The organism is uncultured Acetobacterium sp. (genome assembly GCF_927416815.1).
Lineage (GTDB): Bacteria > Bacillota > Clostridia > Eubacteriales > Eubacteriaceae > Acetobacterium.
Genome location: NZ_CAKMJU010000007.1, coordinates 47,641 through 61,373 on the forward strand (window position 1 = coordinate 47,641; position 13,733 = coordinate 61,373).

General features: G+C 43.3%; 12 protein-coding genes and 1 pseudogene. 10 read left to right on the forward strand and 3 right to left on the reverse strand.

What is annotated here, in order from left to right:
- The first annotated feature begins 14 nt into the window (after window positions 1-14).
- The 3 genes from QZ998_RS01430 (at window position 15) to QZ998_RS01440 (ending at window position 1,747) form a co-directional block, all read left to right on the forward strand.
- Entirely contained in the window at window positions 15-524 is a 510-nt protein-coding gene (locus tag QZ998_RS01430; protein ID WP_296557429.1) for an N-acetyltransferase, read from the forward strand.
- A gap of 65 nt (window positions 525-589) precedes the next feature.
- Entirely contained in the window at window positions 590-1,369 is a 780-nt protein-coding gene (locus QZ998_RS01435) for a GNAT family N-acetyltransferase (RefSeq protein ID WP_296557431.1), read from the forward strand.
- Between the two features lie 63 nt (window positions 1,370-1,432).
- The gene (locus QZ998_RS01440; RefSeq protein WP_296557432.1) at window positions 1,433-1,747 is read left to right on the forward strand and encodes a cupin domain-containing protein; all 315 of its coding nucleotides are present in this window, start codon (window positions 1,433-1,435) and stop codon (window positions 1,745-1,747) included.
- A 145-nt stretch (window positions 1,748-1,892) separates the two neighbouring features.
- Here the strand turns inward: QZ998_RS01440 and QZ998_RS01445 are convergent, their stop codons facing one another.
- The gene (locus QZ998_RS01445) at window positions 1,893-2,693 is read right to left on the reverse strand and encodes a 4Fe-4S binding protein (protein WP_296557433.1); all 801 of its coding nucleotides are present in this window, start codon (window positions 2,691-2,693) and stop codon (window positions 1,893-1,895) included.
- A 112-nt stretch (window positions 2,694-2,805) separates the two neighbouring features.
- Here QZ998_RS01445 and QZ998_RS01450 point away from each other — a divergent pair.
- Both QZ998_RS01450 and QZ998_RS01455 read left to right on the forward strand, forming a co-directional pair.
- A pseudogene (locus tag QZ998_RS01450) lies at window positions 2,806-2,964 on the forward strand (XRE family transcriptional regulator); the annotation flags it as partial.
- Between the two features lie 22 nt (window positions 2,965-2,986).
- The gene (locus tag QZ998_RS01455) at window positions 2,987-3,850 is read left to right on the forward strand and encodes a prenyltransferase (protein ID WP_296557434.1); all 864 of its coding nucleotides are present in this window, start codon (window positions 2,987-2,989) and stop codon (window positions 3,848-3,850) included.
- Window positions 3,851-3,909: 59 nt separating this feature from the next.
- Here the strand turns inward: QZ998_RS01455 and QZ998_RS01460 are convergent, their stop codons facing one another.
- On the reverse strand, window positions 3,910-6,240 hold the full coding sequence (locus QZ998_RS01460; protein ID WP_296557435.1) for an EAL domain-containing protein: 2,331 nt from the start codon (window positions 6,238-6,240) through the stop codon (window positions 3,910-3,912).
- Between the two features lie 606 nt (window positions 6,241-6,846).
- Here QZ998_RS01460 and QZ998_RS01465 point away from each other — a divergent pair.
- The 5 genes from QZ998_RS01465 (at window position 6,847) to QZ998_RS01485 (ending at window position 13,110) form a co-directional block, all read left to right on the forward strand.
- Window positions 6,847-7,410 (forward strand): hypothetical protein, encoded by a 564-nt coding sequence (locus QZ998_RS01465; protein WP_296557436.1) that lies wholly within the window; start codon window positions 6,847-6,849, stop codon window positions 7,408-7,410.
- A 200-nt stretch (window positions 7,411-7,610) separates the two neighbouring features.
- A complete protein-coding gene (locus QZ998_RS01470; RefSeq protein WP_296557437.1) occupies window positions 7,611-9,167 on the forward strand; it encodes an ABC-F family ATP-binding cassette domain-containing protein in 1,557 nt (518 codons plus the stop codon).
- Between the two features lie 251 nt (window positions 9,168-9,418).
- Window positions 9,419-10,108: a class I SAM-dependent methyltransferase gene (locus QZ998_RS01475; protein ID WP_296557438.1), complete on the forward strand. Its 690-nt coding sequence runs from the start codon at window positions 9,419-9,421 to the stop codon at window positions 10,106-10,108.
- On the forward strand, window positions 10,086-10,904 hold the full coding sequence (locus QZ998_RS01480) for an MBL fold metallo-hydrolase (RefSeq protein WP_296557439.1): 819 nt from the start codon (window positions 10,086-10,088) through the stop codon (window positions 10,902-10,904). Before QZ998_RS01475 ends, QZ998_RS01480 begins: the two co-directional genes overlap by 23 nt.
- Window positions 10,905-10,935: 31 nt before the next feature.
- Window positions 10,936-13,110 (forward strand): SNF2-related protein, encoded by a 2,175-nt coding sequence (locus QZ998_RS01485; protein ID WP_296557441.1) that lies wholly within the window; start codon window positions 10,936-10,938, stop codon window positions 13,108-13,110.
- A gap of 183 nt (window positions 13,111-13,293) precedes the next feature.
- Here the strand turns inward: QZ998_RS01485 and QZ998_RS01490 are convergent, their stop codons facing one another.
- Entirely contained in the window at window positions 13,294-13,665 is a 372-nt protein-coding gene (locus QZ998_RS01490) for a hypothetical protein (protein WP_296557443.1), read from the reverse strand.
- Window positions 13,666-13,733 lie beyond the last annotated feature (68 nt).

Genomic DNA, 13,733 nt, shown 5'->3' on the forward strand with positions numbered 1-13,733 from the left:
CGGAAAGGATTAGCATGAAAGACTATACTATTCGAGAAATGAAACCAACAGAAATACCATTGCTCGCTGATTTTTTATACGAGGCCATTTTTCAGCCCGACCAGCAAAACCACTTACCACGGGATGTGATCAAACAGCCGGAACTGCAGGTCTATATCGAAAACTTTGGCGGAAGGGATGATCATTGCCTGGTTGCCGAGTGTGATGACAAAATTATTGGTGCCGTGTGGACCCGAATTATTGCCGGAAAGGTTCGGGGATTTGGAAATATTGATGATGAAACACCGGAATTCGCCATCTCGCTATATCCGGAATACCGTAACTCCGGCATCGGCACTGCGCTGATGAAAGGGATGCTGCAACACTTGACAGCAAAGGGCTACCGACAGACGTCGTTAGCTGTACAGAAAGACAATTATGCGTTGAAAATGTATCAAGCGGTTGGCTTTGTCGTGATTGATGAACTGGATCAGGAATACCTGATGATCTGTCAATTAGGCGGTGAATCGACTCTAAAAGTTTAATGCGCTCAATTATGTTTGATTGAGAAAGGAACCCATGAAGTGGAAAAAGAAAGGGGTAAGCTAGGATGAGTGCGTTTGAAATAATAGACGTGACGCCGGAAAATATTGCGGACTATGGAGTATGTGGCTATAAGGATATCAAGAAACACGCTGAGTTGCGTAATAAGATTCAGTGGTTTACCGACTATTATCCGAAAGGACTGAGGATCAAGGCGGTGATAAGTGAAGAGGGCGGGTATCAAGGCATGATCGAGTACATTCCCGGAAACTATGCGCACCGTCCCGTTGAGGCAGATGGATATATGTTTATCCATTGTCTCTATGTCGGGCTGAAAAAAGAATATAAAGGTAAAGGCTTTGGGCAGGCTTTGATTGAGGGATGCATTGACGAAGCAAAAAATGACGGGATGAAAGGTGTGACGGTGGTGACCCGTAAGGGATCATTCATGGCTAATGATGCGATTTTTAAAAAAATGGGATTTGAGGTTGTCGATCAAGCGAAGCCTGATTTTCATTTGATGGTCAAAAAGTTCGATGTCAAAACAGAAGATCCGAAATTCAAGGAAGACATGCAGGCAAATCTGGAAAATTTCGGATCAGGCTTAACAATCCTACGTTCACCGCAATGCCCCTATACTGAGAAAAATGTCAAAGCGATGATGGCAACGGCACAGGATGATTTTCATTTGGAGGTTCAGTTAATTGACCTGTCTGATGTAGAGGCAGCACAGAATTCTCCCTGCCCCTTTGGAACCTTTGCTATTATTTATGATAGAAAAATCATCAGTCATCATCCCATCAGCAATACGCGATTTGTCAATATTTTAGAGAAGTTGCTAAAATAACAATCTGATAATTCTGTGAACCGTCCGAACTGGTTCGGACGGTATTAAAAAGGAGGAAAACAAATGATAGAACAAATTTTCAAACTGTCGAGAGGCGATAATAAGGCTGTCGAAAAAGTGATATTTGACGAAAACGTCCATTATCTGCATATGGTATTTAATAAAGAAGAGGGTCTTCCTGAGCATTTTTCTAATTCAAACGTCTATATGACCGTTATCAGAGGAAGATTATCGATTGGACTTGATGATCAGGAGGTTCATGAATATGAAGCAGGAACGCTGCTTAAAATACCGTTTAAAACAAAAATGAATGTCAAGAACATGTACCCAGAAACGCTGGAACTAATTGTTGTAAAAGCACCGGCGCCAGCCAATTAAAAACAATAAAGACTGATTAAAGCAATAAATCAAGGAAAGCAGTCGTTGTTTTTTAGGTACACCAACATTTTTGTACAACTAAACCAAACCCCTATACCGATTCTTATCGATCGGTATAGGGTTTTTTTATAGCAGCTGGATACTACTAAAAAAAGAATTCTGGCTGCTTAGGTTCTTTAAAGAGGGAGTTGAGTCGGATCGACGCATCAAACACCGGACCGGCTTTAATCGTTCTGTCGTGCTGAGGACAACTTTTGATGCAGGCGCAGCAGGTAATACATTTTTGCTGATCAATCAGGCGGCTGTTTTCGACATCGATAGCTCCTGTCGGACAGGCCTTAGCACAGAACTGGCATTGATTGCAGTCACTGTTGACGGCAATAAAATCAACATCCCAGAGTTTGGTTTGACCGCGATAGGGGGATTCTCCAGGCACAAGCAGAGCTTCAAATTCTGTGATCGATAGAAGTACATCCAGTTTTTTTCTGATTAATTGGCCAAATGTTTCTGCCTGGTTGAGATCGTGGTGATCAGGTCGGCCGCTGGCAATGGGTGTTTCATCACTGGAAAAGGAATGCTCGCCAATAAATGCTCCTGCAGCAATGGGAACGCATCCGTCAGCGGTGAGCATGTCTTTCAGTTCAAGTAGGGCATCGTCATAGACCCGGTTGCCATAAACAACAATACAGACCGTTGGCGTGTTCAGGGCATCAATGGACTGTAGCCATTCCCGGATTAACTCCGGTACCCTACCCATATAAACAGGCACACCGACAATCAGAAATTCGTTTTCTCCGGTTTGTAATGGTTGCAATCGCGAGGACGGTTTGGTCAGATCGATCCGTTCGACTGCAGTAGCCTTAAACCCCCGGGCAATGCTTTCAACCACAGTTTTTGTGGTGCCTGTTGGTGAAAAATAAACCAGTTTTGTTGACTCTATCTTCATTAGATAACCTCCATCGTTTGATTCGTTTTACTGGAATAAGCATATTACAGATGCTATAATATTACCAGAAGTGTATTTATACTGGTATAAATTATAATAGGAAGGATAGTCGATGGATAGCGAAAAGCAACGATACAAGGAGCTTGGTGATTTCCTGAAAACCCGGAGAGCAAAAATAATGCCTTCCCAGGTAGGTCTTTTATCAGGCCAGCGACGGCGAACACCGGGATTGCGTCGGGAAGAAGTTGCCCAATTGGCCGGGATCAGCTTGTGAACATTAAAAAGGAGCAAAAATGATGACGAATGATGTTTTAAATCAGGCGGATTTTGACCTGATTCTGGGCACCCGTTATGACAATGGCGCAGATTACTGGGCAACCCCGGACGGGCGACTGGGCATTGAAAAACCGATTAGCACCCTGACCGCATTGATGATCATGAGTGAACTCAAGGTACCTAGTGATCATGAAGCGCTTCAGGGGGCGGCCGAGCTAGTTCTGGCGGCGTTTAGAGACGACGGTCGGGTGCGTATTGCCCCCAAGGGTGCGATTTATCCCTGTCACACAGCCCATGCGGTTACCGGTCTGTGCCGGAATGGTTATAGCAGTGATCCCCGGGTTCAGGCAGGCCTGGATTATCTATTTTCTGATCGTTATACGGATGGCGGTTGGCGATGCAATAAATTTTTATTCGGTCGTGGTCCTGAAACCGATGCCTCAAATCCTGGGGTGACTCTCCTTGTACTGGATGCCTTTCGTTTGGCGGCAACGCCTAAAAGGATAGCTGAACTTGACCGAGCTGTTGAAACCCTGCTCGACCACTGGACTGTGAAAACACCGGTCGGCCCATGCCATTATGGCATGGGGAGCTTATTTATGCAGGTCGAGTATCCGTTTTTACGATATAATCTTTTTTATTATGTCTATGTACTTTCTTTTTACGAAAAAGCCCGGCAAGATGAGCGCTTTAAAGCAGCGCTGTCGGTGTTAAAACAGAAACTAGATAGCCAAGGCAACATCATTGTTGAGCGACCTAACCGCAAACTCAGCCAGCTGGAGATCTGCAAAAAAGGCAAACCATCAAAGGCTGCCACGAAACGATATTTCGAGATCGTCCAGAATATTGAATCAAAAAACCAAGATCACCCAATCGGGTGATCTTGGTTGACTAAGTCCAGTAAATATTGCGCGATCTAAAAATCAACAACGATGGGTTTTTACTGATATTCGCTAAGTACCTGAGATACTTCTGACTCAGGTACCGGTTTAGAAAAATAGTAGCCTTGTATTTTATGACACTTTAGACGTTTTAATATCTCCAGCTGCTCGTTGGTTTCAATCCCTTCAACGACGATGTTCAACCCGATGCTGCTGGCGATTTGGATGACACTGTCTACGATTTCAAATGAGATCGAATTTAATGCAATATCATCGATAAATGATTTATCCAGTTTTAATGTCGAAATAGGTAAGGATTTCAAATAAGTCAGGGATGAATAACCGGTTCCAAAATCGTCTAAAGCAATACTGATATTTTTCTCTCTAAGAAAGTCGAGTTTTGCGTAGGCAGATTCAATCGAGTGGATAAATACAGACTCCGTGATTTCTAGTTCAAGAAAAGCTGGGTCAAGGCCGGTTGACTTGAGAATCCGTAAGACACTGTCTTCAAAGCGTTCGTTTAGAAGCTGTACAGTAGACACATTGACGGCGATGGAATAACTTGTTTGATGCTGATGATTATAGTCTTTAATAAAGCGACAGGCCTTTTCTAGGATCCAGGCGCCTAATTCAACAATCAGGCTGGATTCTTCCGCTACCTTGATAAACTCAAGTGGGGGGATAAAACCGCGGCTGGGATGATTCCAGCGAAGCAAGGCCTCCATGCCATCGTAACGGTTCTTTTCCAGATCAAATTTCGGCTGATAATAAACTTCTAAATCTTCATTTTCAAGCGCCAATTTCAAATCTTGCTGCAGCGAAGCGGTTCGCTGCATGGCTTCGTTCATTGAGGGATCAAACAACATAAAATTGTTTTTACCATTGCGCTTAACCTGATTCATGGCGAGTTCGGCTTTCTTTAATAGTTTTTCAAGGTTATCTTTACATTTTCCGTTACAGACCGGACATTTTGTGCCATTACAGCAATCATTGTAGGAAATCCCAATGCTGACACTGGTACTGATGTTTTGATCATTGATGGTAAAGGCTTTCTCAAAAGTGGAGAGGATATTCTTTGATAAGATCGTTACCCTTTCACGGTCGAAAAAACCTATTTTACAGATGGCAAACTCGTCACCTGATATTCGGTAGACCTGATATTCGGGCCATTTCTTTACCATTGCTTGTAAGGATTTTCCAATTTGAATCAGTAATCTATCTCCAGCACGATGACCAAACAAGTTATTGATGTATTTTAGATTATCGACATCCAGATAATATACCACAGAGACATTTTCCTGGTTGTTAAATAGCGACAAACCGCCGTATTTTTCATAAAGATAGATCCGATTGTGAAGCCCAGTGGTGGGATCAATAAACGCCGCTGTTTCTAGCTTCTGCTGACTTGCAGCCAGCTCCGTAACCATCGATGCCATGGTGGTCTGAAGAATATCGATTTCTTCATTTTTCGCGATCGGCATGTTTTTGATGACCAGATAATCACCGTCAGAAATGCCTTTCATAGCTTTGGCAACCCAGCTAATCGGATGAGTCACATTGATTTTCAGCCAGCGACTTGAAATGGGATAAAAAAAGATCAGCATCAGCAGTCCTAATAGGGTTAATGATATAATAATTTGATTACGCAGGTTAACCATTGAGACCATTGATTTACCGAGAAACAAAGCCCCCACCGGCTGATTTAGATGATTGAAAACAGGTGCGTAGGCAACCATATAGGGCTCACCTAAGATCTCTGCTTTTCCATAGTAATCGTTACCATTTTGCAGGACAATGGCTGCGATCGATTCATCCAGAGTGGTACCAATTTGGAGCTCATTGTTTTTGACAATCGTGGTAGCAACCCTTTTATCTCCCGAAAAAATAGTGGCATCAAAGGCTGAGGTGTTTTTAATATACTCCACATCCGCTTGCATGGCTACTGGTATTCCTACCAGAATATCACCAATTAAATTTTTGTCGGGATCTAAGATAGGGTAGTGACAAAAAAGCTGTAATCCACTTTCGGAATTGCCATCGATCCAGGTGGTTGGTTTAGTTCCGCTCAGCTCAGCGTTTTGGGCAGCTAAGCTCAAAATACTGGGATCACAGTAGCGCTCTTCATAAGATACGTAACCAGCACCTCTGATTTGGATAAAGCCAATCTCGTTGTGCTTTGAATAGTGGATTGCGTCTTTTAACAGCTTTTCGGTCGCGCTATTTCTTTGTATCAGCAGCTGATAGGCTGGGTCGACTAATTTTGCCGTATCTAATAGCAGTTGATCGGTGTTGGAGTCAATTACAACCGTTTTAAAAGCGGGAATCCCGGATGTAATTTTCTTTATTACATCTGCTTCATAGATGGCAATAAAAATGTTGACTGCTATCATAAAACCAATTGTAACAATCAAAAAAATTATACTGAGAATAAACATATTCAATTTAAAGTGAAGGGTGTTCTTTTTGATCATGTTTGCTCCTGTTTTAGAGGTCAAGTATTCAGCTAAAAGACAGTACAGTTTAAGCAGAGTGAATTTACTGCAATGACTATTTAATACTGGTGCGATTGAAAAATCCCCTAATAACTCTATTATAGCCATTTGCGCTAGGAGATACAAGGAAATTATATGAATTTATTAACTAAGTAGGTTCTTATACCGCTAGAATGATTACCCAATCGTGTTTAAATAAACATGTATAGCGACAGCTCTGACCGAGGTTTCGTTGACTAGAAAACCGATTATTTTTTAGTCTGTGAAAGCTACCAATTTAATATAAAGAAATAAACTGCTGGCATAACAATAGCGCACCTTGAAAAATCATGCAATTAAAGCTATAATGACGTCAGGGAGCTATTAGCAATCTAAGAAAAAAATACAGGGCGATGTCTCCTTGGATATTCAACTACAATGCCAGGTTAATGCAGAAAAGATACTGGAATTTTTCAGATAACGCAGCAGTGTTATGATACAAAATCAGTCATCAAGGGAGAAAGCATGAAAATAAGCAGAAAAACCGCAGGTAAAGGGATCATTGCTCTGAACATTTTCACAATGCTTGTCTTTTTGTTTGTCATCCTTGAAATTCTACCCTATCAATTCATTAGCGGCGGACGACTGGAAAGCTTTGAAGCGGCAGTTCAAACAGCCTCCACCAGCATCGTGATGATGATCTATGGCATACCGGTAGTAGCCGCTGCATCGGGGCTGATGCGGATTAAAGATTATAAAAGTTTATTTAAAGGTTGGCTTTTTTTTTCGCTGGTATTGATTGTGGTACTTGTCTTTGAGGGTTCCATTATGGGTTTGATTGTGGTATCTTACAGCCTACCGCTGGTTGCTGTGCTAGCAGGTGTGATTGATCATAAACAATTCAATCGCACTGCAAAAATCTATCTGTGGCTGTCATTTTTATTCATCTGTTTGAATACCTTAGGAAATCTGCTGGGAGCCACCTGGTTTGAAAAAATTATTATGAGTCTGGTCACGATGATTCAGGCAGTCTTGTATTTTTATTTGGCAACAAGAAAACGAAAAAGAAAGATTCGACCCAAAGAATAAGCAAGGGGTGAAAAAGCAGCACCTGATACAAATAAGACGATAGTAAACGACCGTCAAAAGATCAGCCCAGGCTGGTATAATTATTAGGCCTATGATATAATATAAATGTAAGAATGATAGGATAAACTGTTAAACACTTCCTGATCTGCAACACGAATCTGGGAGTGTTTTTAATTGACCAAAAAAGAAATGGAGAATAAATGAGTATTTTAAATGTCGAGAATCTTTCTCATGGTTTTGGTGATCGAGCAATTTTTAATCAAGTATCGTTTCGGTTGTTAAAGGGAGAGCATATCGGTTTAATAGGACCAAATGGTGAGGGTAAGTCTACCTTTATGAATATTGTTACCGACCGGCTGATGCCAGATGAGGGCAAGGTTGAATGGGCAAAAAATGTGCGGATCGGTTACTTGGATCAGCATGCCGTTTTAAAACCGGGAATGACGGTTCGGGATGTGCTGACATCGGCCTTTGATTTTTTGCTGGAAATTGAAAGTCGGATCGGTTTGCTGTATGAAAAAATGGCTGAGGATAGTCCAGAAGAGGTTGAAAAGAGCCTCGAAGAAGTTGGCGATCTTCAGGAGATGCTGGAGTTTCATGATTTTTATCTGGTTGATTCAAAAGTGGACGAAGTGGGCAGCGCCCTGGGTCTTAATGATATCGGGATGGATAAGGATATTTCGGAACTCAGCGGGGGTCAGCGAACTAAGGTGCTGCTGGGAAAACTGCTGCTGGAAAAACCGGACATCCTGTTGCTGGATGAGCCCACCAACTATCTTGATGAACAACATATCGAATGGTTAAAGCGTTATCTCAATGACTATGAGAATGCCTTTATTCTGATTTCCCATGATCTGCCCTTCGTCGATTCAGTAATAAATTTAATTTACCATATGGATAATCAGAAATTAACCCGCTATGTCGGCAATTATGCCAAGTTCCAGGAAGTACTGGAGGCAAAAAAAGTTCAGGAACAGGCCGCTTACAATAAACAGCAAAATGAAATTGCCGATCTGAAAGACTTTGTCGCGCGGAATAAGGCTCGGGTAGCGACTCGGAACATGGCCATGTCGCGGCAGAAAAAACTGGATAAAATGGATATCATTGAGCTGGCCTCGGAAAAGCCTAAACCGCGGTTTAACTTTAAAGAAGCCGGTGCCACTGGTCGGCGGGTTTTTGAAACCGAGGATCTGATCATCGGTTATGATGAACCCTTGTCCAAACCCTTGAATTTAGTGATGGAACGGAAAAAGAAAATCGTTTTAAAAGGCACTAACGGGATTGGGAAAACCACTCTCTTAAAAAGCCTTTTGGGATTGATTCCACCGATCACCGGCACCGTTCTACAGGGGGAAAAACTGCAAATCGGTTATTATGAACAGGAAATGGATCAGAATGTCCGAACCAGCTGTATTGACGAGGTATGGAATGAGTTTCCGTCCCTGAATCAGAATGAGGTTCGCTCAGCCCTGGCTCAATGCGGTCTGACCCGAAAACATATTGAAAGCATGGTCAAGGTTTTAAGCGGTGGTGAACAGGCCAAGGTGCGACTCTGTAAACTGATCAACCGGGAAACCAATATTCTGGTTCTGGATGAGCCCACCAATCATCTCGATGCCGATGCCAAAGCTGAACTGCAGCGGGCGTTAGCAGCCTATAGTGGCGGTATTCTGATGGTCTGTCATGAACCGGAATTCTACGAAAGCTTTGTTAATGAAGTCTGGGATTGTTCCCAATGGACGACCAAAGTGTTTTAAATAATATGTAATGATCTCCTCAGGTAGATGCACTGTCATCAACCTGGGTTTTTTATTGAAAACATTTTATTTGAATGGATTGAAATTCTGGTACTGAAAACATCGATAACGTATCTTTAAAGGATTATGGTCTTTGACTCTAAAGGCCGGACACGGTATACTGAGATAAAAACTTGGGCGCTTTTTCAGAATAGGACCGGTCAAGATTAATTAATCAAAAAAAACAATTGAAGCGACGAAAGGAAATCACTTTGAAAAAAGAAATTTTTAATAAACAGAATCGTCACTGGGAGGATACATTTGTCAGCAAACCCCAGATGTTCGGGACAGCTCCCAGCATTGCTGCCATCAAGGCCGTTGAAATTTTTAGAAATAACGGCGTCCGCAAAATCCTCGAATTGGGTGGCGGTCAGGGTCGTGATACCCTTTACTTTGCCCAGCAGGGGTTTGAAATAACGGTCATCGAATATACCGCTTCCGGAATTAAGGCCATCGAAGAGCGGGCAAAAGAGCTGGAAGTTTCCCACCTGGTTACAACGGTACAACATGATGTCCGTCAGGCCTTTCCATTTGAGGCAGGGCATTTTGATGCCTGCTTTTCCCACATGCTCTATTGTATGGCTCTGACGACTTTAGAACTGACTTTCATTGCGGGAGAAACCAATCGGGTGCTGAAATCGGGCGGTATCGCCATCTATACGGCGCGGAACACCGATGACGCTGACTGCGGTACCGGTACCCATCATGGTGAAGATATCTACGAATGTGGTAAATTTATTATACATTTTTTCAGCAAAGAAAAGGTTGAAACATTGGCTGATGGTTTCGAGATCATCACCATTGATAATTTTGAGGAAGGGGCACTGCCCCGAAAGCTATTTTTTGTGGTTCAGAAAAAATTAGAGGATGGAAAAGTAAATGCGGCTAAAAGTTCTTGTTGATAACAACACCATAATTGATGAATATTATTGGGGTGAGCCTGGGGTCTGCTATTATATTGAGGACGGGGAAGAAGCCTTGCTTTTTGACGTCGGCTACTCGGATCTGGTTATCAAAAATGCTGCCGCCATGAACATTGATCTCAGTCAGCTCAACACCATCGTCCTTTCTCATGGTCACGATGACCATACCCGGGGATTAAAAAGTTTATTGGAAATCAAAAAATCGGAAGCTATTGAGATTATTGCCCACCCCCACGCCTTGAATTACAAAGAATGTGATGGTCTAAAAATATCGGCGCCCTTTACCCGAACGGAACTGGCCGAAAAGTGTCAGCTGAAGCTCACCCAGACCCCGGTAAAGATTACCGAAAACATTACCTTCCTGGGCGAAATCCCCCGGGTGATGGCTTTTGAAAAACCGGACCCGATTGGCAAACAACAAGTAGGTGATGACCTGGCCGATGATTATCTATTGGATGATTCCGCCTTGGTCTATCAGGGCGAGGCGGGGATTTTCATTATCACCGGCTGTTCCCACAGCGGCATTTGTAACATCATTGAGTACGCTAAAACCGTCACTGGAGACCAGCGGGTTTGCGGAGTCATTGGCGGCTTTCATCTATTTGAGGTCAACGACCGGGTGGTACGGACGATAGAGTATTTTAAGAACAATCAAATCGAGCAGATCTACCCCTGCCACTGCACCGCCTTTGCTGTCAAAGCTGCTATTCACACACACATTCCCATTACCGAAGTAGGGGTTGGCCTGGAACTAGAACTGGTGATAAAGGAATAGCACAAAAATCAAGTGTGTTGGAGTAATAATCGTGAAAAAACCGGATAAACAATTTTCAAGACAAATTATTGCGGCTGTCGAAGACCTGATCTTTGGAGCAAAATCGCTGGTACAAAACAAATATCGGGAAACTGTGAATACCGACTATGCCTTGTTTATGGAAGCGGAAATTGTGACGGCCTTGTTGGCCATACCGATTGAACGCATCAGCGAGGCCGGCTTAGGAATCCGCACGACGGTCATTCGGGAAGCAGGTATTGATAACATTGCTGAGCTTTTGAAACTTAGCAAAAAAGAGCTGGAAAAAATCCAGGGTATTGGCGAGCATAGTGCTTTTCAGGCGATGGCGGTAGCCCAGAACTTTGAAGATTCGCTCCGAAAAACCCTTTTTCCCAGGTTAAACCCTGAGGCACCAACAGCGTTTACCGATCGACTGGTCAAAAATCTATACTGTATTCTTCAGAGTCAAGTCGATTATGAAATCTGCAAAACCATCCTGGAAGAATTTGAAAACCATCTTTATCAGGAATTAGAGCTTGCTCGGCGCACACAGCAGTCGTTTCGTTGGCTTTTTAGCGGCAAAGAAACGAAGGAAGCGGCCTATAATTCGCTAAACAATTTAACCCGCTTTCTTGATAGTGATGCCGGCCGAGACCTGGAACGGTCGGTAAAACACTACCGCTTGATTCAGGCAACACCACTGTCAGAAATTTGGCTGGATTTTACCAGCAACGCCGCCGCTTACTATGTGCTACTGGAATCGATTACTGGGGTCAAAGCAGACCGTCAAAAACGTCAGGGTGACCTACCCCAGGAACTGGTGGAGACGGTGGAAGCCCTGACATTAAATACAACGCTGATGAAATCTTCGCTGCGGGGTTATCAGGAATTCGGCGCAAAGTACGCCATTGTCCAGGAAAAAACGCTGCTTGGTGATGAAATGGGTTTGGGAAAAACTGTCGAAGCGATTGCAGCGATGGCGCACCTTCAAGCAGTCGGACAAACCCACTTCATGGTGGTTTGTCCCGCCAGTGTGCTGATCAATTGGCATCGCGAAATAACCCACCATAGCGTGCTTGTGCCTTATACTCTCCATGGCTCGGAACGGGAAAGTAGTTTAATAAAATGGTCAGAAAATGGTGGAGTGGCGGTAACTACCTACGCAACCCTGAGGGTTATTGCTATCCCTGAGCAGCTCACCTTAGATCTGCTGGTAGCTGATGAAGCGCATTATGCAAAAAATCCCGATGCTAAAAGATCGCAAGCCTTGTACCAGCTGGTAAAGCGAGCTAAGCAGGTACTTTTCATGACCGGAACGCCCCTTGAGAACAATCTTCAGGAAATGAGTAGTTTAATCATGCGACTGAATCCGGAGATTGCAGAGAAAATTAACAAGAAGGAAGTATTGACTAACGAGTATCAGTTTCGGCTTTTGATTGCGCCAGTGTATTTGCGACGAAACCGAGATGATGTACTAAACGAACTGCCAGAGCTGATCCAAAAAGAACAATGGCTCGATTTTGGAACTCAGGAAGAAAAAGATTATCGTCAGGCAGTCTTAGATGGTCAGTTTATGGTGATGCGCCGGCTAGCATGGACAGGCGCAGGAGTAAAAGATTGTCCCAAGCTCAAGCGGCTGATCGAAATCTGCGTCGATGCAAAGGAGAATGGACGCAAAATTTTAATCTTTTCTTTTTTTCGGGATGTCATTGATACCCTCAGTCAGGCATTGGTTGGGACTTCACTGGAACCGATAACGGGCAGCGTTACCCCGGCCAGGCGCCAGGCCATTATCGATGATTTTAACATCGCCCCTCCCGGCACCACCTTGATCTGCCAGATTCAGGCTGGCGGAGTAGGTCTGAATATTCAAGCAGCCAGCGTCGTAATTATTTGTGAACCTCAGATCAAACCAGCACTCGAGACTCAGGCAATCTCCCGAGCTTATCGGATGGGACAGACCCACACCGTTTTTGTATATCGGCTGCTCACGGATAACAGCGTCGATGAACAGATGATGATCATGCTCCAAAATAAGCAGCAGCTTTTTGATTCCTATGCCCGGGATTCGGTAATTGCCGAATCGAGCTATCAGGCCGTAGATGTTTCAGAAAAATCAATAATTGATGAAATTTTGATGGCAGAAAGAAAGCGCCTGAATTTAAAGTTTGAAAAAACGGCACTTCAGAATAAATTGTTGAATTGAACAAGTCTGAAAGAAAACAGACAGTATTGATAAGATTGAAGATATGAGGAGAAAAAAGTTCGATTGTTGTTGTGCAAGTTGCTCTGATCAGTACTGCTTGTTTGCCACAAAAGAAGGACATCCTGGTGGGTAAATGGCAGCGAGTGGAACCGGGTAGTATGAACATTTACCAATAGGGCGTTCCTAACTTAAAAATTTCGATCGTGTAAACGGTGGTTCGAGATTGAAAACAGTATCGTCATCAGACATTTGTGGTCGTTCAGGTCTGCAGTGATACAGCTTTCGAATCAGGTCATTATAAACCCATTCCAGATTATCCAGTTCTTCTAGTAGCGTAAGGGTGTCGGCGATGATCTCAGCGGCCTCAGTGTATTCGGAATTTTTTGAAAGTCGTTCATATTCTTTTTTGCTGATGACATCAAGCACCTTGCTTGCTCGCGATTCGGCCTTATCGGCGGCAAAAAGTTTAATTCCCTTGTCAAAGCTCTCCTGAGGCAGACCATCCAGGTCCTTGCAGAGCTTCCTGATTTTTTCAAGTATTTTTTCTGAGATCATATGGCTCCTCTTTTCGTGTTTTTTTTAATGATAACCATCTTTCGAATAAACGTCAAGGATAAAACATT

What these genes read in the sequence shown, in the direction of transcription:
- QZ998_RS01480 (WP_296557439.1), top strand. Translation starts at nt 10,086, where the DNA reads ATGCGGCTAAAAGTTCTTGTTGATAACAACACCATAATTGATGAATAT.
- QZ998_RS01465 (WP_296557436.1), top strand. Translation starts at nt 6,847, where the DNA reads ATGAAAATAAGCAGAAAAACCGCAGGTAAAGGGATCATTGCTCTGAAC.
- QZ998_RS01440 (WP_296557432.1), top strand. Translation starts at nt 1,433, where the DNA reads ATGATAGAACAAATTTTCAAACTGTCGAGAGGCGATAATAAGGCTGTC.
- QZ998_RS01445 (WP_296557433.1), bottom strand. Translation starts at nt 2,693, where the DNA reads ATGAAGATAGAGTCAACAAAACTGGTTTATTTTTCACCAACAGGCACC.
- QZ998_RS01460 (WP_296557435.1), bottom strand. Translation starts at nt 6,240, where the DNA reads ATGATAGCAGTCAACATTTTTATTGCCATCTATGAAGCAGATGTAATA.
- QZ998_RS01455 (WP_296557434.1), top strand. Translation starts at nt 2,987, where the DNA reads ATGATGACGAATGATGTTTTAAATCAGGCGGATTTTGACCTGATTCTG.
- QZ998_RS01435 (WP_296557431.1), top strand. Translation starts at nt 590, where the DNA reads ATGAGTGCGTTTGAAATAATAGACGTGACGCCGGAAAATATTGCGGAC.
- QZ998_RS01490 (WP_296557443.1), bottom strand. Translation starts at nt 13,665, where the DNA reads ATGATCTCAGAAAAAATACTTGAAAAAATCAGGAAGCTCTGCAAGGAC.
- QZ998_RS01470 (WP_296557437.1), top strand. Translation starts at nt 7,611, where the DNA reads ATGAGTATTTTAAATGTCGAGAATCTTTCTCATGGTTTTGGTGATCGA.
- QZ998_RS01430 (WP_296557429.1), top strand. Translation starts at nt 15, where the DNA reads ATGAAAGACTATACTATTCGAGAAATGAAACCAACAGAAATACCATTG.